Raw genomic sequence first — 19818 nt, forward strand, 5'->3', positions numbered from 1 at the left:
CTGCCGCTCAGGTTAGCCGCCCGGTCTGACAGCGTCCTCCAACTCCTGTCGATGATCGGCAGCGGCGTCGAAGACGGCGTTGACCGCGAAGCCCAGGTCCACCGAGCGTCCGTCAGTGAAGCCGATAGGTACGTCGCACTGGGCCGTGATGCGGTGGGCCAGGAAATCGAGCGGCTCGTACTGGAGAGACTGCCGGTGGGGGTCGCGGATCGCGACCCGACCATTGACGTCACGTACTACTCCGGACTCGTCGACCCACTCGTCGAGGTCGGGGATGAACTCCAGGACGTCACGTCGGAGCTCGGTCAGGGCACGGTTTCTGCGGATCCGGCTCAGCCGGCCGCCGCGCCTGGGCACCTTCATGGTGAGAGTGATGTCGGTGTCGGGATGACGCCTACCGACCCGCCGCAGGGAGTCCCCGACCTCGCTGCTCGCCTGCAGCGCGCTGATGGTGTCCGCCGGGGCTCCTTCCAGCCTGACGGTGAACTCCGAGACCGCCTCGATCCGGTTGAGCTTCTCGCGTGCGCGCGCGTGGATGACCGGCTTGAGCGCAACTTCGCCGCACGGCAGGCCGACACCGTTCAGCCACTTGGTGATGGCGCTGACGCGGGGTGCAGAGAAGCCGCCGTGCAGGGTGCCGATGATGTTGCCGAATTCCAGAAAGCAGATCGTCGTGACATGAACGACGTCCTTGCCGACGGCGACCTGCAGTGCCTCGATGGTGCCGTTGCTGTGGTCCAGCTGGTGGGGCACCTCCCCGGTGATCTTAGCGAGCTGGAGATGATCGGCGGGGTTGGCCGGATCTACGACTCCGACCAGTCTGTCGTCCCCGCTCTGCACAACACGCTCGTGCGGCTGCGCGGTTGTTATTCCGTCCAGGAACGACCGCCACGGCTGGGGTTCCATACGCGGCTGACCGTTCTTCGCCTCGACGATCTCGAAGAAGAACACCGTGCGTTTCCGCACCGTCCCAGCCATGTCCGCCCCCTGCCGTTCCGCTCATCGTCTTTGTGATCGTAACTGTGCGTTCCTGTGAGCCGTTGCACATGCTCTGGGCAATGGCTTGATCCGACAGTGTCACGCGCCATACCGTCGCGGGCCCCATCTTTCCGATGTTCGCCCCGACCGCTGCACCGTCGCGCTCCGCCTGGCAGGATTGCCGGGTCCGGATCGACTACGACGATTTCTGGAAGCCACGATTCGCCTCATACCATCAGCCGACACGGATCCGGACGATGAGCGGATCCGCGGCGGTGGAAAGGTGCGGTGAACACGGTGGCGGCAACAGGTGGCTCGGCGATCCCCAAGCCAGGTCCACCCAAGGTGAAGCGCTGGTACCAGACCCGGCAGTCGCCGTACCTCTGGGAGCAGACCGCCCTCGACCACATTCGTCGGCTGATGCCCGCCACCGCTCCGCACTACGCGTGGGCGACGTTCTCCTTCACCGCGGCTTCGGGCCGCATAAACGAGTGCGACCTCTTCATCGCCGTGCCGCGTGGCCTGTATCTCGTCGAGCTCAAGGGGCACCCGGGGCGGGTGATCAACAACGGCGACACCTGGTCTTTCCACGCTCCGGATGGCCGGATCCGTACCATCAGGAACCCACTGCATCTCACGGACCTGAAGTCCAAGGAGCTCAGGTACCGGCTCCAGTGGGCACTGAACGATCTGCGACCGGAAGGCCGTGAGCTCCGTGTTCCCCGTATAGAGCCGGTGGTCTTCCTGTCCGATTCGCAGCTGCGCAGCGAGCTCGACATGGTGCAGCGCACACGGGTCTACGGACGTGACGGATACGAGACAGGCCTTCCCGCGATCTGGGGGGATCTGCTCAGTCAGCCCCCGGAGCGTGAAAATTGGCGTGTTCGTGAGGATTTCACCAGATACCTCCCGAAGCTGATGCAGAAGATCGGGGTGCGGGCTTCCACGGCGCACCTTGACTTCGGCGACTGGCGTCTGGATCCGCGCCCGCTGGATGCCGGCCCCACGTGGGAAGACCGGATTGCCGCGCGTCAGGATCCGGTGCGCCAGGAGGGCCGGGTCCGCATCTATCTCGTCGAGCAGCAGGCGACCGATGAGAGGCGACGCTCGACCACGCGCGCCGCCGAGCGCGAGTTCAAGGTGCTCCAGGGCATCAATCACCGTGGCATCGCGCAGGCCGTCGACTTCCGCCAGCACCAGGGCGGTCCGGCGATCCTCTTCCGGCACCGGGTGAGCGATCTCCGGCTGGATCAGTACCTCGCCGTGCATGGCGAGAAGCTGACCGAAACTGTGCGCCGCGACCTTGTGCGCCAACTGGCCGAGGCCGTGCGCTACGCCCACCGCCGCTCGCTCTACCACCGCGCCCTCGCGGCCCGCTCGGTGTATGTCAGCGCGAAGGACAACGGCGCGCACCCGACGCTGCGGATCATCGACTGGCAGGCTTCAGCCCGTCATTTCGACACCACCACCTCGCACGCCTCCGTCGGCAACAGCTCGCTCACTCAGCAGCATGTCGAGGACGCGGCGCTGTGCTACCTGGCGCCGGAGACGGACGCCGACCACCCTGACCCGGGACAGCTGGACGTCTTCGGCCTCGGGGCCGTCGCTTACCACATCCTCACGGGTACACCGCCCGCGCTGACGCGTACGGCCCTCAAAGAGCGGCTGACCGCAGAGGGCGGACTGCACATGTACGCGGTCGACGACGCTGTCGACCCCGGTCTCGAAGAGCTGGTGTACGCCGCCACACGCCGCAGCGTTGACGACCGGCTGGAGTCCGCCGAGGCGTTCCTGGATCAGCTGGACGAGGCGGAGCAGGCGACCGCTGCTCAGGCCGTCGCCGTCGAGGCCGACCCTCTCACCGCGACTCCCGGCCAGACCGTCGACGGCGACTGGAATGTGGAGCGGGTGCTCGGCTCGGGCGCTACCGCGCGTGCGCTGTATGTGACCCGGGTCACCGAGGACGACCATGGCCGCGTGACGGAGGACAGACGTGTCCTCAAGGTCGCCTTGGATGCGGACAAGAACGCGCGGCTCGAGTCTGAGGCCCGCGCGCTGGAGCAGGTGAGCAGCAGTCGCATCGTCAAGCTGTACGGCAATGGCCCACGGACCATCGGCGGACGCCGCGTCCTCACCCTGGAGTACGCCGGTGCCGAGACGCTGGGGGAACGGCTGCGCAGCGAGGGCCGACTGCTCTATTCCAAGCTGGAGTCCTTCAGTAACGACCTGTTCACGGCCTTGGACGACCTCGCGGCCAAGGGGATGCTCCACCGCGACCTGAAGCCCGACAACCTCGGCATCACGCTCAGGGAGGACGGCGAGGAGCAGCTGATGCTCTTCGACTTCTCCCTCGCGGGGGTCCCCGACCGGGACATCAAGGCGGGTACGCGGGGCTATCTCGATCCCTTCCTCGGTTCGGCACGTCGCCCTATCTACGACGAGCACGCCGAGCGGTACGCCACCGCGGTCGTTCTCCACGAGATGGCCTCCGGTGAACGTCCGCTGTGGGGCGACGGCTCCCGCGATCCGCTCACCGGCATGACAGACGAGACGCCTGTCCTCGCCACCGAGGCATTCCAGCAGCGGCTCGGACCGGGGCTGGAGGACTTCTTCAAGCAGGCCCTGCACCGCGACACCGACCAGCGTTTCGAGTCGCTGCGGCAGATGCGGGACGCCTGGCGAAGGATCTTCATCGAGGCCGATCGGACCCCGGCCCCGCCGGCGAAGGGCGTGGCCGGGGTTGCGGGCACGGAAGGCCTGTCGCAGGACGAGATTCGCGACTTGCACGCCGCCAAAGCGGGGCTCGACACGTCGCTGACGCAGGCCGGGCTCACCGAACGGGCAGCGGACGCGGCCGGAGAACTTGGTGCGGACACAGTCGAGCAACTGCTGGACCTTCCCCTGACCCGATTCCGGCAGCGTGGGATCGGCCCGGCCGTCCGCAAGGAACTCACCCGGCGACACCGCCAGTGGACCGATACGCTGCGACCGAAGAAGTCCCGGAAGCGAGACCCCGAGGCTCCGTCCCCCAAGTCCGTAGCTATGGGCGCTGCCGACGATCAGCTCGGCGCGGAGCCTGACGCCCGGCAGAGCGTCAACCGGCTCGCTGCCCTGCTTAACCCGGTCCCGCCCGGCCGCCGGGACAACAAGCGTCCCCAGGTCGTCGCCGCCTGGCTCGGGCTGGACGGTACAAGCGCGCAGGGATCCTGGCCGACCAACCGAGAGGTGGCAACAGCACTCGGGATCTCCGAATTCACCGTCTCCAAGCACCTCACTGCGGCGGCGGAAAACTGGGCCGGGCAGTCGTGGCTGACGCAGCTGCGTGAGGAACTGGCCGACATTCTGCAGGCCGCCGGGCGCATCATGACGGCCCAGGAACTCGCCCGTGAACTGCTCGTACGGCACGGTGGGGAGGCCGACACGGCAAGCGAGGCGCTGATCGCGGCCCTCGCGGTCGTACGAGCCGCCCTGACCGCTGAGAACGTGCTCAAGGACCAGCAGGACGAGAACTACGAGCCCCGCTTCACCCAGGTCCGGCGCCGTGGGCGGCTGCTGGTCGCCATGACGTCCACGGACGGCTCCGACGACCCGACCGACGACGAGCTGTCCGCGTATGCCATGGAGCTGGGGGGAAAGGCGGACACACTCGCGGCCGCCGACCCCCTGCCCGATACTGCGGCGGTCCTGCGCCTTCTGCGGGCGGTCTCCCCTCCGGAAGGCACGGACCCATTGCCGGACACCCGTCTGGTGACCCTGGCCGCGGCCACGTCGTCGAACGCCGCCGCGTCCCCTCGGCTGGAGCTGTACCCTCGGTCCCTCAGCATGGCGCGGGCGCTGAAGATCTCACAGGCAGCAGCGGGAGTGCGCCGCGAGGTCGGCATCAGCACGGACGGCCTGCTGGCGCGGTTGCGGTCCCGCTTCCCCGAGATGGAGCTGGGGCGGCCCACCTACGTCGAGGTCGAGGACGCGCTCGCGGAAGCCGGCTTCCCGCTGAAGTACGACACGACGGACAGCCGGTTCCGCCCGCCCGCGCCGGCCGGGGCGGCCCTCTCGGGAGGAACGTCGTCGTCCGCGTCGACGACGAGCAGCGTGCTGGCGTCGATGACCGTGCAAGAGGCACGCGCGGCAGCCGGCCGCGACCCGTCCGCCCTGCTGGCGGCCAAGCTCGGCACAGCCGTAGAAGAGGGTGGCTTCCTCGCCCTCAACGTGGCCGTCAAGCGCCTGCCGGGCGCGGCGAACGCGGTGGCGGAACACTTCCCCGTACATCAGGTGAACCTCGCGGAGCTCTTCATCGAGGAGTTCCGCGCGCTCGCTTCGGAGCACGGCACGGACTGGCCGAAGGTACTGGCCGCGGACACCCGCTACACCAGAAGTGGCCAACTGCCCAACGGCCTGCGGTCGTTCGTGACCCGGGTATGGCCGCGGGTCAGGACACGCCTTGACCGGATCACGACCCAGGATCCGGAGACGGTGCTGTTCGTCCACACCGCCGGACTGATCTCCCACTACTACGAAGCCGGCGGGCACCAGCTCCTCGTCGACCTGCAGCGGGAGGCACGCAGGCCGGGCCGGCAGCCGCACGGACTCTGGCTGCTCGTCCCCTCGCACAACCCCCGCGGAATCCCGGAACTGGACGGCCACACGGTGGAAGTGACCGGCGGCGACGCCGAGCGCGTGGTTCTGAGCGGGGACTTCCTGAGAGAACTGGCCGCCGTGCCGGCCGCTGCCGGTGAGAGATGAGAGGAACGCCAACCGTGAGCGCGCAGGGCGGAAACGGAAACCAGGATGTGCTGCTGAAGGACCTGCGCAAGCAGGTCTCGGCCCTGGAGGACGATCTGCGAGCGCGCAGTGAGTCGGTCGAGAAGTACCGCAAGCGGTTGCACGACGAGTACCGGCTGGCGTACGACGCCGACCGCACCTCAGCGCCGTATGAGACCTGGCGTGATGAACGGGTCACGCAGGTTGCGGCGGCGTGGGTGCTGGCCTGCGTGTTTGTGCGCTTCTGCGAGGACAACGAGCTTCTTGAGCGGCCCTGGATCGCGGGAGTCGGCGACCGTCTGAAGGAGGCGATCGACCACGATCAGGCCTTCTTCGCGGCCAATCCGGCGATGAACGACCGTGACTGGCTGTACGAGTCCTTCCGGCATCTCGCTGGCACAAACCGGACGGTGGCCGGCCTGTTCGACGAGGCGCACAACCCGCTGTGGGAGATCGAGCCCTCGTACGAGGCCGCACGGGACCTGCTGAGGTTCTGGCGGCGGGTGGACCGCGACGGGGAGATCGTCCACAGCTTTGTGGATCCCGAGCTGAGTACACGCTTCCTGGGCGACCTGTACCAGGAGCTGAGCGAGCACGCCCGCAAGACATACGCGCTTTTGCAAACCCCCGTGTTCGTCGAGGAGTTCATCCTCGACTTGACACTCGAACCCGCGGTGGAGGAGTTCGGCCTCGAACCGATCGTCGAGATCGTCGACGGCCATGGCAACAAGCGGGAGCTGCCTCCGGGGCTGCGGACCATCGACCCCGCGTGCGGGTCGGGGCACTTCCTGCTCGGCCTGTTCGATCGCCTGCTGGCGAAGTGGCGGGACGCAGAGAAGGGTACGGACGACTGGGCGCTGATCCGGCGGGCGCTGGAGTCGGTGCACGGGTGCGACAAGAACCCGTTCGCCGTGGCGATCGCCCGGTTCCGGCTGGTGGTGGCGGTGCTGAAGGCATCCGGCGCGAAGAGGCTGGACACTCTGCCGGACTTCCCCATCAACGTGGCGGTCGGGGACTCGCTGCTACATGGCCGGGACGCAGGGGCCGTGGACGATGACCTGTTCTCCAGCCGGGAGCAGTTCCTGTACCGGACGGAGGACATCGACGGCTTCGTCGAGCGCTGCGATCTGCTCGGCCGATACTCGTACCACGTGGTGGTGGGCAATCCGCCGTACATCACGGTCAAGGACAAGAAGGAGAAGGAGAATTACGCCCGGGCGTACTTCGCTTGCTCCGGTAACTATGCCTTGTCCGTGCCGTTCGCTCAGCGGATCTTCGAGCTTGCCTGCAGGGCTGGCGGCAGTAATCGTGATGGAGGCTTCACCGGGCAGATCACTGCAAACTCCTTCATGAAGCGGGAGTTCGGGAAGACGCTGATCGAGGCGTTCTTCCATGGAGGGCGCGAGTACACGTACAGGGATGCCAAGGGGCGGACGCGGAAGGGTCGATTTGACGGCGTTGAACTGACGCATATCGTCGATACGTCCGGGGCGTATATCCCTGGACATGGGACGCCCACGGTGATTCTTGCGGGGCGGAATCAGATGGCTCGGCAGTCGGATCCTGTTCGGGCTGTTTTGGGGGTTCGAGGGGAACCCGAGCTGCCGGATGACCCGGCCAAGGGGTACGTGTGGCAGGCAATCAAGGACCAGGTCAAGCAAAGGCTCAGCGAGTCGGACTGGGTCGCGTCGCTCGATGCGCCACGGGAGCGTTTTCGGGACTTTCCATGGTCGCTTCAAGGCGGCGGAGCGCATGACCTGATGTCTCGCCTTGAGGCGGGTAGCGAGTCGTGCCTTCGCAAGCGAGTGCAGCTGATTGGGCGTACGGCGCATACAGGCTCGGACGAGGCGTACTTTGCTGCGCCGGGGACTTGGAGCCGCAAGGGAGTCTTCAGGGAGCATGTCGTGCCGGTCGTTGAGGGCACAGTGATCCGGGACTGGGATCTGCAACCCGAAACGGATTCATTGTTCCCGTACGGCAACGACCTCAAGGCGGATAGCGGCGACACTGCCACTCACCGCCATCTGTGGCTCCACCGGTCACATTTGCGGCTTCGCCGTGAGCCTGGGGGAATTCACGAGGAAATCGGACTCACTTGGTATGAATGGAGTCGGTGGCATCCGGAGCGGTTCATTGTGCCGTTCGGTATTGCTTTCCCATTCGTGGCGACGCACAACCACTTCGTACTGGACCGAGGTGGAAGCGTATTCAACCGTACGGCTCCAGCCATCAAGCTTCCCGAAGGGGCAAGTCTAGAGGAACACTTGGCGTTGCTGGGTGTGCTCAACTCATCGACGGCGTGCTTCTGGCTCAAGCAGGTGAGCCAAGGCAAGGGCGGAAGCGGTCTCGGCCGTGGTCTCCAGGACGAGGATTGGGAAGAGCGCTACGAGTTCACCGGCACCAAACTCCACGAATTCCCCCTCCCCGCTGATCTCCCTCTGCCCCTGAGTCGCACCCTCGACAGCCTCGCCGAAGGCCTCGCCACCCACGAGCCTTCCGTCATCTGCACCAGAATCGAGCCTCCCACCCGCCCCCGCCTCGACACCGCCCGCACCACCTGGACCCGCACCCGCGAGCACATGATCGCCATCCAGGAAGAGCTGGACTGGGAGGTCTACCACTCCTACGGCCTCCTCACGGACGCCGAGAAGGCCCGCCTCGTCGCCCTCTCGCCCACGCCCGCCGATGTTCCCCAAGTCAAGCTCGGTGAGCGGGCGTTCGAGATCGTGCTGGCTCGCCGACAGGCTGCCGGAGAGGTCGAGACGGCGTGGTTCGACCGCCACGGTTCCACCCCGGTCACCGAGATCCCCTCGCGCTGGCCCGACTGGTACCGCGACATCGTTCAAGCCCGCATCGACACGATCGAGAGCCGCCCGGACATCGCCCTCGTCGAGCGCCCCGAGTACAAGCGCCGTTGGGCCGCCGACCCGTGGAACAAACGAGAGAAAGCCGCCCTGCGGGCCTGGTTGCTCGACCGGTGCGAGGAGCGGAGCCTCTGGTTCCATGTCGTGGACGACTTCGAGCAGCCGCGCACTCTGACCGTCGGGCAGCTCGCCGACGAGCTCGGCAAGCGGTCCGACGCCGAAGAGGTCGACGCGGTTGCCGGGCTCTATGCGACCCACCTCGGCAAGCCGAACCTCGGCCTGGAGCACGTGCTCGTCGACGTGGTCGACGCCGAGCATGTTCCGTACCTGTCCGCCTACCGCTACAAGGACAGCGGGCTGCGCAAGCGCCGGCAGTGGGAGGGGGTCTGGGAGCTGCAGCGCGAGGAGGACCGTGACGGTGTACGGCTCAGCATCCCCGTACCACCTAAGTACACAGGCGCGGACTTCGTCCGGCAGTCCTACTGGTCGAACCGCGGAAAGCTCGACGTGCCGAAGGAGCGGTTCATCTCCTACCCAGACGCGAGTCCCGGCTCCGACCCGACGCTGCTGCTCGGCTGGGCGGGATGGGACCAACGGGACCAGGCCATGGCGCTGCTGAACGTCGTCAGGAACCGCGGCCGTAACGAGGCGTGGCCCGAGGAGCGGTTCGTGCCGCTGCTCGCCGGACTCGCGGAGCTGATGCCGTGGCTGCGGCAGTGGTTCGGAGACGTGGACGAGGAGTGGGGCGAGGAGTCGGCCGCCAAGGAGATCCAGAGCTTCCTGGACGCGCAGCTGACCGGCCGCGGGATCGCCCCGAGCGCTCTCTCCGACTGGCGCCCGGCCAAGAAGAGCCGCGGCCGCAGAGCAGGGGCCGACGCCACGATCGAGGCACAGCAGACCACTATTGATGACAATGGCATCAACGACGGCAACGGGGAACAGGACTGACCACGATGGGCAGCAGTAGCAGCACTGGCAGTGACGAGCAGCTCTACCTTCGCGACGTACTCGACATGCCCGAGTCCGTGCTGGCGGGGAAGTTCAAGGTCGAGCTGTCCGACGGCTTCGACCAGGCAACGGAGCGCGTCAACGAGTACGTGGTCACCGACCAGTTGGAGCTGGCGCTGCGCCGGGCACTGAAGGTCGTACAGGACTCCGTGCAGGGCGGGGACTCCAACGCGGCGTATCTGCACGGCTCGTACGGCTCCGGTAAGAGCCACTTCATGACCGTGCTGCACGCCATCCTGTCCGGCAACCCGGCCGCGCGTGCGAAGCCGCGGCTCCAGCCGGTCATCGCGGAGCACGATGTATGGCTGCGGGACCGGAAGTTCCTCATGGTGCCCTACCACTTGGTCGGCTCGACCGACCTGGACTCGGCGCTCCTGGGCGGTTACGTCACCGCGGTGACCAGGCTTCATCCGGATGCTCCGGTGCCGCCCGTCTACCGGGTGGACGCCATGTTCGCCGACGCGCGTCGCCAGCGTGACTTCACCGGTGACGACGCCGAGTTCATCCGCTGGCTGGGCAACCCCGACCTACCGAGGGAGAGAGCCGGGAACGTCCGGAACGCGGCGACGGACGACGAGGACGACCTCGAAGACCTCGACGCCGCCGAGGCCCCCTCGGTGTGGACCAGTGACCTGCTCGACCGGGCGTTCGCCGCCGCCTCCGGCGACAGGCACCGGGACTGGCTGGCCTCGGCTCTGCTCTCCGGCCCGTTCGCGTCGTACTCCCAGGGCGCGCTCGGCGCCAAGGACGCGTTCGTGCCGTTGGAGAACGGCCTGGACATCATCAGCCGGCACGCCAAGGCGCTCGGCTACGAGGGCCTGATCCTGTTCATCGACGAACTGATCCTCTGGCTCCAGGCACATCTCAATGAGCAGTCCTTCGTCAACAGCGAGATCGACAAACTGGTCAAGCTGATCGAGTCCGGGGTGAGTGGCCGCCCCCTGCCCGTGGTGTCGTTCATCTCCCGCCAGCGCGACCTGGCCGAGCTGATTGGCGCGAACGCGGTCGGAGCCGATGTCAAGAACCTGGAGAGCCGGGTCAACTACCTCTCCGGACGCATCGACACGATCACCGTGGAGGACAAGAACCTCCCGGAGATCATCAAGGAGCGCGTCCTCAAGCCCAAGAACGCCGCGGCACGCGCTGCCCTGGACACGGCCTTCTCCCGGCTCGAGACCTCCAACCAGTCCGTGCGGGACGTGCTGCTGGACGCGAACGGCATCACGCACGCGGACTGGGCGGACTTCAAGGCCCTCTACCCGGTCTCCCCGGTGCTCCTCAACGTGCTCGTGGCGTTGTCGAGCGCGTTGCAGCGCGAACGCACCGGTCTGAAGCTGCTGCAGCAGGTGCTCAACCGGCGGCGCGCGGACATGAAGGTCGGCCAGCTCGTTCCCCTGGGCGACCTGTGGGACGTACTGGTCGACGGAATGGGCGAGGCGTTCACCGACCGGCTGCGCAGCGATGCCGACGCAGCGATCCGCTTCTACGGCAGGGTGCAGGCGCACCTGGAGCAGAAGTACAAGTCGGCGGACGGCAAGCCGGCGGACAGCGAGAAGTACAAGGCTGACGACCGGTTCATCAAGACGATGCTGCTTGCCTATCTCGCCCCGGAGGTGCCCGCGCTGACGCGGCTCACGGGCCCGCGGCTGGCGGCTCTGAACCACGGGTCGATCCGCTCCCGCACCGGTCAGACGGACAGCCTGGCGATCACACGGATGCGGGAACTGCAGGCGGCGTTCCCCGGTGAGCTGCGCAGCGACGGAAACGAGGCTGATCCGGTCTTCACCCTCCACCTGTCGGACCTCGACGTGGAGCCGATCCTGGACAGCGTGGGGGAGAAGGACTCCACCGGTGCTCGCAAGAGGTGGGTGCAGGAGTGGCTGTGGCGGGAGCTGAGGGTTCCGGACGAGGGTGAGCTGGTCAGTGAGCGGGAGATCGTCTGGCACGGCACCCGTCGCACCGCCGAGTTCGTCTTCGAGGACGTTTCCGAGAAGAACGTCCTGCCGGACGGACAGTTCGAGCCGGGCTCCCCGGACCGGATCCGCTTCGTCCTCGGCTACCCTGGCAACCCGGACGCGAAGATCACCGCTGATGAGATCCGGGTCTTCCGCCTGCAGCGCGAGAATCCGGACGCAGCGACGGTCGTGTGGCTACCGTCGTTCCTGTCCAGTCAGCGTGGAAAGCAGCTCGGCCGCCTGTTGAAGATCAACTACCTTCTGGACCGCGATCACCTGAGGGACTTCGCGACGCATCTGTCCTCGGACGACCAGGTACGGGTCAGGCACCAGCTGGAGGCGCAGCGCGACACCCTCACCGGAGAACTCTCCCGGGTGCTGCACCAGGCGTACGGGCTCGCCAAGGCGAACGAGGCCGACTTCAGCTCCGAGGTCACCGACGGGAAGCACGTGCACGCGCTGTTCGCGGGGCACACACCACAGCTTCAGGGCGGCGGCAGCTTTGAGTACAACCTGCTGAAGCTGGCCGACGGGCTGTTCGACGCGAAGTACCCGAAACACCCGAACTTCGACCGAGGGGAGAGTCGCAAGCCGATCACCACAGCGAAGTTCAAGATGGTGTACGGCTGGATTGCGAAGGCCATGGATGCCGGTGGCCGGGTCGTCGTCGACGGCAAGGAGATCGCTGACGTCGCGCGGGTGGTGCATGCGCTGGAACTCGGCGAGGTGCACGACGGACCGCTGACCATCGGCGTCGACTGGATGCGCGAGGTCAACCGGCAGGCCGACCATCATGGGGCGAAGGGCGACTACTCCGTCGAGGACATCCGGGTCTGGATCGCCGAGCTGGGCTGGACAGGGCTGGACACCATCGTCTCGAACCTGGTGATCGCGACGTACGCGCTGCTGTCCGACCGGTCTTGGGTCCTCAACGGCAAGCCGGAGCCCACGGCACCCGCGCTGGACCAGATCGGCTCCGGCTGGGCGCTCCGCGCGCAGGAGCTGCCCAGCAAGGAGGAGTTCGCCGCCGCGCACACCAAGGCAGCGCTGCTGCTGGTGACGGACGTGCCTGCGCTGCCCTACGCCCGGAACGTCAATGCGTTGGCGACCGCGGTCCGGGAGAAGGCCGCGGAGCACGAGAACGACATCATCGGGCTGCGGCACTCGCTTGCCAAGCATCGTGCCGCACTGGGTGTTTCGGGTGAGGCACTGACGGCTCGGGAGCAGGCGGTGCGGGACGCGGCCGACCTGCTGGCCCGGATCAAGCAGAACCATGACGCGACGGGACTGGCCCGCGACCTTGCGGCAGCAGCGTACGCGACGACCGACTTGGTCCTGGGCAAGACCGTTTCTTCTGCGAAAGCCGTCCTGGAAGCGCTGGACAACACCGACTGGGAACTCATCGAGAGCGTCCGGAAGTACATCGACCGCGGTGACGGTCTCGCCGACCGCTCGGAGCGGCTGCTCGCCCAGATCGCCGAGGCGGCTTCGAAGGACGAGTACGACACCGCACTCGCCCCGGTGCTGAAGCTGGCGCGCAGCAAGGCGGTGGAGCTGATCAACGAGGCCGCGCGGCTGAGCACGGTCGCGCCACCGGTTCCCCCGCAGCCGCCGGCGCCCACGCAGCAAGGGCCTGCCCAGCCGGCGGAGCCTGACGAATTCCCGCAGTCCACGCCAGGGACCACGGGTCCCAAAGCGCCTTCTCAGCCGTCGGCACCCTCGTCCCCCGCCGCCCCGCAGGCACGACGGGTCGTCGTCGCAGGTGACAGCACCTTGGAAACGGCACTCGGCAGTGCGCTCGCCGATGTCCGTGAACAGATCCAGAGCTATGCCGCCGCCCATCCCGGTGCCAAGATCGAGATCAACTGGCAGGTGGTGCAGCCCGACCACGAGAGCCGGCACGCCTCGGCGGGCCACGAGGACGACTGATGGGGGCGATCGTGCCCGAACTCGACCAGCGTGTCATCACCGGACTGCTCGCCACGCACCTTCCGCGTGCGAAGGGCAGACAGTTGATGCTGGTGCACGGGCGGTACGCCGAGACGGCGGCCAAGGTGTTCACAGTGCCGGACGGCGAGGGCGATCGGCGCAGCGTCCATGTCGCACACGCGACCTCAGTGCTCGGCATCACCGACGCCTGGCAGGAACACCGGGCCCAGCACGGCTCCGACCTCCTCGTGGTCACGACGGACGTGGCCGACGAGCGGGTCGGCGTCGACCTGCTCGGCGAGATGATGCGCTCGCGCACGATCACCGTGGACGAGGCGGACATCGTCAAGCAGCTCTTCGGAGCCGCCGACCTCGACCCCCGTATGCGACGCGATCCGTGGCTGTGGCTGCCGGCCGCGCTGATCGCGGCCGAGCCGCGGGAGGGATGGCCGCAACGAGGGACCGTGCTCACGCTGGACGCGGCGATGCGCGCCCTGGTCGGCGTACGGCTGGGCCTTGAGGGAGTGTTCGAGGGCGGAGCGTCCGTGGACGTCGATGCCCTCCTTGCCTGGTCCCAGCAGCCCGGCGGCCCTGACCGCTTCGCCGTGTTGCCCGAGGCCGAGCAACAGGGAATCGCCGACTGGCTGGAACAGCGTGCGGGCGAAGCCGCGCCACTGCTGCTGCGGCTTGCCGTGAGCGGCCTCGGCCCCCGGGCCACGGCACTGGGGCTGCTCTCCTCCGTGCTGTCCGAAAGCGGGGACCCCTCTTCGGCGGACGCCGCCTTGGCTCTTGGCTCGCTGCTCAACGGCGTTCGCTTCAGGCCGTCCGAACTTCGTGCCTTCACCAGCGCGGTGGAGGGCACGCTGACCCGATGGATCGGCGAGGCCGCCGGACGGGGGACGCAGAGTGAGCAGGCTCGCCACCGGGTGCTCGACGTGGTGCGGCAGGCCGACCAGCTGGCCGAGAGCGTCCATCTGACCGGCGTGCTGGCGGACAACCCGTTCCTGCCGTCCGGTTTCCAGGAGCGGCTGCGCCGCCTGGCCGAGGCCCTGTCCGAGAGTGCCGACGCCGCACAAGCCGCGTGGGAGTTCGTACGGGAGCACCAGCTGGCGCCGTCGTTCTACCCCGAGCGAGTCGAACTCGCCCGCATGGCAGTGAGGTTGAGGCGCTGGCTGGACCAGGACGTCCCCGGGGTGTCCTCGGTTGGGCAAGCCGTTCAGGCACACGTCACGAACTGGGGATGGGCGGACCGAGCGCTCACCCAGCTGTGGCAGGGGGACACCGTCGCGGATCCTGTAGTCGACGAGGCGTATGGAAAACTGCACGACGCCGCGCGCCAACGGCGGCACCTCCTCGACGAGGCTTTCGCGAGCTGTCTGGCCCGGTGGACGCAGGACGCCCGTCCGAACCGGCCGGGCGGAGACCTGCTCATCGAGAACGTCCTGAACGAGGTGGCCCGGCCGCTGGCGGACGCGGCGCATCCTCCGCTGGTGGTCGTCCTGACGGGCATGACCGGTGCTGTCGCTGCCGAGTTGGGCGAGGAACTGACCAGCACGGGCCGGTGGATCGAACTCGGCGAAGGAGGGCTGCGAAGGGCGGCGGTCGCACTGATGCCCTCGGTGACGGCCGTCTGCCGTGCCTCACTCCTCAGCGGTCGCCCTGTCCTGGGAGGACCGGAGGAGGAGAAGGAGAACTTCATCGCGTTCTGGCAAGAGCACGACCACACGGCGTCCCTTTTTCACAAAAGCGACATACCGGCTGAAGTGGGGCATCGGCTCCGTGACCAGCTCATCTCGGCGATCGCCATGGACGAGGTGGTCGGTGTCGTCCTCGACACGATCGACGAAAGCCTCGACCACGGTCGGCAGAGTCCGGGCGGCCCGTGGACCGTGGACAGCGTGACGTACCTGCCCGAGCTGCTGAACACGGCACGTGCGCAAGGGCGTCCGGTGGTGCTGGTGTCCGCTCATGGGCATGTCCAGGACCGGGACAGCAGCTCGGCGACGCCGGCCCTGGCCGAGGACGTGGAGGCGGCGCGTTGGCGTACCGGACCGGCAGGTGACGGCGAAGTCGCCCTGGACGGGCCACGCGTCCTGGAGAACGGTGGACGGATCACGGCGGCCTGGTCTGAGGACATCCACTACACGCCCGGCAAAGCCGGATACCGCGGAGGCGCTGCCCTCGCCGAGATGGCCGTGCCGGTGCTCGTACTGGCACCCACCGACGAGGTGGCCCCGGAAGGCTGGGCGACAGTGCCTCGGGAATCGGTCGAGCCTTCCTGGTGGGAGCGGTCGGCGGAACCGGTCTCACCGTTCGTTCCCGCAGTGGAGCCGAAGCTGACGAAGAAGCTGGCCAGGAAAACCGGCCTGCGTCCGAAGACGGTGGCAACGAGCGATGCACCCGTCGATGACGAAACGGCCAAGGCGCCCACCGCGCAGAATCCACCGATGGAGAAAGCACCTGAACCTGAGCAGTCTCTGGGCTGGCGCGTCGTCTCCACCAAGATCTACGACCACCAGAAGGCCTTCGTACGCAGGGCACCGGACCGCAAGGTCGTCGCGGCCGTCGTCGACGCCCTCGACGCGGCAGGCGGCACGCTCTCGCTGGCGGCGGTGGTCGCCGCCGTCACCGCATCGGGCGGCCGAGCACCCAGCCGTCCCGAGGGGATCGTCACCGTCCTGACCCGCCTGCTCAACGTGGAGGGCTACGACGTCATCAACCTGATCGATACACGGACCAGAGTGCGACTCAACCGCGACCAGCTGATCCAGCAGTTCGAGCTGACCCAGGCGGAAGGCGGAGTGGCATGAGTACTCCGCTCGTGAGCGCGGCCCGCCGCCGCGAGGTCATCGACGCACTGCGGCGCGGGACCGTACCCCAGACCGGCCTCGATCTTTTCGCTGTCGGCCTGGACAGGTTCGCCCCGGCGCTGGATGAACGCATCTTGACGACCACTACCGGTGGTGCCGCCTTCCACGCCATCCGCGGCGAGTACGGATCCGGCAAGACGTTCTTCGCCCGCTGGCTCGCGGAACGCGCCAAAAGGGCCGGTCTCGCCACCGCCGAGATCCAGATCTCGGAGACCGAAACCCCGTTGCACAAACTGGAGACGGTGTACCGGCGGCTGACGGAGCGGCTGACGACTGCGACCCAGCCGCCCAGCGCCCTGCGGTCCGTGATCGACGGCTGGTTCTACGCCCTCGAAGAGGATGCCAGCGAGACTCGTCCCGACCTCGCAGACGACAGCGCGGGCCTGGAGGCAGCGGTCGACGCGCTGATGGAAGAACGTCTGCGGACGGTGGCACGGACCACCCCCGCCTTTTCGGCCGCGCTGCGCGGATATCGCAGGGCCACCATGGATGGGGACGCGGCCACTGCTGAGGCGCTCATCGCCTGGCTCGGCGGCCAGAAGTCGGTGGCTGCGTCGGCACGGCGTGCCGCCGGTGTGCGAGGCGATTTGGACCACTTCGCCGCACTCGGTTTCCTGCAGGGACTCCTGACCGTGCTGAAGGACTGCGGTCACCCGGGCCTGCTGATCGTTCTCGACGAGATCGAAACGCTGCAGCGTGTGCGCGGCGACGTACGCGAGAAGGGCCTCAACGCGCTACGTCAGCTTCTGGACGAGATCGATACAGGACGCTTTCCTGGCCTCTTCCTGGTCATCACAGGCACGCCTGCCTTCTATGACGGGCAGCAGGGGGTCCAGCGGCTTCCGCCGCTCGCTCAGCGCCTGGCCACCGACTTCACCACCGATCCGCGCTTCGACAACCCGCGGGCTGTACAGCTGCGGCTCAGCGGCTTCGACCTACAGCGTCTGGGAGAACTCGGCCGTTCGGTGAGGGACCTGTACGCAGGGGCAGCTCGGAACCCGGACAGGATCGCATCGCTGGTCGACGACGCGTACGTCTCCGAGCTGGCCACGGCTATGACGAGCAGGCTCGGTGGACGGGCGGGCATTGCGCCCCGTCTGTTCCTTCGCAAACTCGTCGCAGACGTGCTGGACAGGGTCGACGAGTTCGAGGACTTCGATCCTCGCAGGGATTATGCCCTGACGGTGAACACGGCCGAACTGAGCGAGATCGAGCGCAACGCAGCAGCCGACACCGCCGATGACATCGAGCTGGAGTTGCCGTGACCGGAGCTCCCGAACCACTCGACCACCTCCACCCCGGTCTGATCCACCACATCGTCAACTCTCTTGGCTGGCCCGCGCTCCGTCCTCTCCAGGAGGAGGCGATCACGCCGCTCCTCGACGGCTCTGACGCCGTCCTGCTCGCGCCGACCGCCGGCGGCAAGACCGAGGCCGCAACCTTCCCCCTGCTGTCGAAGATGGCTCAGGAGGGGTGGACGGGTACCTCGGTGCTTTATGTCTGTCCGCTCAAGGCCCTCCTCAACAACCTCCTGCCCCGTCTTGAGACTTACACCGCCTGGCTGGGCCGTACGGCCGCGCTATGGCACGGCGATGTGCCGCACACGCGGCGCAAGCGCATCCTGCGCGAGCGCCCGGACATACTGCTGACCACGCCGGAATCCCTCGAAGCGATGTTGGTCAGCGTGAACGTCGACCACCGTGCCTTCTTCTCGGGACTGCAGGCGATCGTCGTCGACGAAGTCCACGCCTTCGCCGGCGACGACCGCGGCTGGCATCTGTTGGCCGTTCTGGAACGGCTGGAGCGCGTGGTGGAGCGGCCGGTACAACGTGTGGGGCTCTCGGCAACCGTCGGCAACCCGGAGCAACTGCTGAACTGGCTGCAGGGTTCCGGCGCCGGGAAGCGTGCGGCACAGGTCGTCGCCCCCCATCTCCGCGAAGAGTCCCCCGCGCTGCCGCCGCCCGGCGACATCCAGCTCGACTTCGTCGGCTCGCTGGCGAACGCCGCGACGGTGATCGCATCCCTGCACCGAGGCGAGAAGCGCCTGGTGTTCTGCGAAGCACGCAGACAGGTTGAGGAGCTCGGGGCTGCCCTGCGTGCCAAGGGAGTCACCACCTTCTTGTCCCACGCCTCGCTGTCCGTGGACGAGCGCAGGAAGGCCGAGGAGGCCTTCGCCGAGGCCCGCGACTGCGTGATCGTATCCACCAGCACCCTCGAACTCGGCATCGACGTCGGGGACTTGGACCGGGTCATCCAGGTCGACGCACCCGGAACCGTAGCGTCGTTCCTGCAACGTCTTGGGCGGACGGGCCGCCGACCTGGCTCGGCCCGCAACTGCCTCTTCCTCGCCCTGGATGAAAGTGGTCTGCTCAGTGCGTCCGCCCTGCTCCTGCTATGGTCACGCGGCTGGGTCGAACCGGTGGTGGCTCCGCCCGAGCCCCGGCACATCGCCGCACAGCAGATCCTTGCGCTCTGCCTGCAGGAACACCGAGTCGGCGACCAGCTGTGGAAAGAGTGGTGGGGTGGGCTCGGCCCCTTCGGGCCATCCGCCGAGCCGATCCTGCGGCACCTCGTCCAGGAGGGGTATCTGGATCAGGACGGCGGAATGCTATTCATCGGCCCCGAAGCCGAACGCCGCTTCGGATACCGGCACTTTATGGATATCACGGCCGTATTCACTGCGGCCCCAGAGTTCACGGTGCTTGCAGGCCGCAGTGAGATCGGTACGACCGACCCGGCACTGCTCACGGACGAGATCGCCGGTCCGCGCCGCCTGCTCCTTGCGGGCCGCAGCTGGCAGGTGACCCACATCGACTGGTCACGGCGCCGCTGCTTCGTCGATCCGGTGGACAGCGGTGGCCGCGCCCGGTGGGGAGGAGCTGGTCTCGTCCGGGCCGCATCGTACGAACTCGCACGTGCGGCCCGGGAAGTACTGCTCGGCGCCGACCCGCCCGTCGTCCTGACCCGACGCGCCCAGACCGCCCTCGCAGAAGCACGCGACCACAGCGCCGAGGTGGTGCACACTGACGGGACAGTGATCGTACGAGGTGGCCGAGATACCAATGTGCGCTGGTGGACCTGGGCCGGCTACCGGGCCAACGCCACGCTGGCCGCGACCCTCACCACGGTCGCTGACCCGCTGCAACGGCCTACTGATGCCTATCTGCGGCTCCGCGAGGACGTGACCGTCGCGGAATGGAGTAAGGCGGTTACCGAGGCGACCAATCAGTTGTGCCTGCCCGCCGTGGATGCCCGAGCACTCAATGGTCTAAAGTTCAGCGCTGCGCTCCCGCCTCGGCTCGCGGAGGCCACACTCGCCGTTCGTCTCGCGGATCTGTACGGCGCGGCGGCCATCCTGCGGGAGCCGTCGAGATTCACGGAAATGGGCTACTGACGGGTCACGGAAGCTGCGGCCGACGATCAACACGGAGCCGCGCAAGGAACAGCGGCTGTGGA

General features: G+C 67.5%; 7 protein-coding genes. 6 read left to right on the top strand and 1 reads right to left on the bottom strand.

The annotated features are described in order from the left end of the window. Positions 1–12: 12 nt before the first annotated feature. Positions 13–978, bottom strand: coding sequence for a hypothetical protein (locus C4B68_RS28475; protein ID WP_143674397.1), 966 nt, complete (start codon positions 976–978; stop codon positions 13–15). A 297-nt stretch (positions 979–1275) separates the two neighbouring features. On the opposite strand from C4B68_RS28475, the gene pglW reads away from it, so the two are divergent. The 6 genes from pglW to C4B68_RS28505 are packed head-to-tail and all read left to right on the top strand — an operon-like array spanning position 1276 to position 19756. After that, complete coding sequence (gene pglW / locus C4B68_RS28480) at positions 1276–5718, top strand: BREX system serine/threonine kinase PglW (protein WP_240634509.1); 4443 nt, start codon at positions 1276–1278, stop codon at positions 5716–5718. 14 nt (positions 5719–5732) lie between these two features. Next, positions 5733–9548, top strand: coding sequence for a BREX-2 system adenine-specific DNA-methyltransferase PglX (pglX, locus tag C4B68_RS28485; RefSeq protein WP_240634510.1), 3816 nt, complete (start codon positions 5733–5735; stop codon positions 9546–9548). Positions 9549–9553: 5 nt separating this feature from the next. Then, positions 9554–13492 carry a BREX-2 system ATPase PglY family protein gene (locus C4B68_RS28490; RefSeq protein WP_099504556.1) on the top strand — a complete coding sequence of 1313 codons (3939 nt, stop codon included), beginning with the start codon at positions 9554–9556 and terminating at the stop codon, positions 13490–13492. Next, positions 13492–16302 (top strand): BREX-2 system phosphatase PglZ, encoded by a 2811-nt coding sequence (pglZ, locus tag C4B68_RS28495; RefSeq protein ID WP_099504557.1) that lies wholly within the window; start codon positions 13492–13494, stop codon positions 16300–16302. The genes C4B68_RS28490 and pglZ overlap by 1 nt, the downstream gene beginning before the upstream one ends. Further along, entirely contained in the window at positions 16299–17627 is a 1329-nt protein-coding gene (gene brxD / locus C4B68_RS28500; protein ID WP_099504558.1) for a BREX system ATP-binding protein BrxD, read from the top strand. Before pglZ ends, brxD begins: the two co-directional genes overlap by 4 nt. After that, positions 17624–19756, top strand: coding sequence for a DEAD/DEAH box helicase (locus C4B68_RS28505; protein WP_099504559.1), 2133 nt, complete (start codon positions 17624–17626; stop codon positions 19754–19756). Before brxD ends, C4B68_RS28505 begins: the two co-directional genes overlap by 4 nt. Positions 19757–19818 lie beyond the last annotated feature (62 nt).

Source organism: Streptomyces dengpaensis, from assembly GCF_002946835.1.
GTDB classification, from domain to species: domain Bacteria; phylum Actinomycetota; class Actinomycetes; order Streptomycetales; family Streptomycetaceae; genus Streptomyces; species Streptomyces dengpaensis.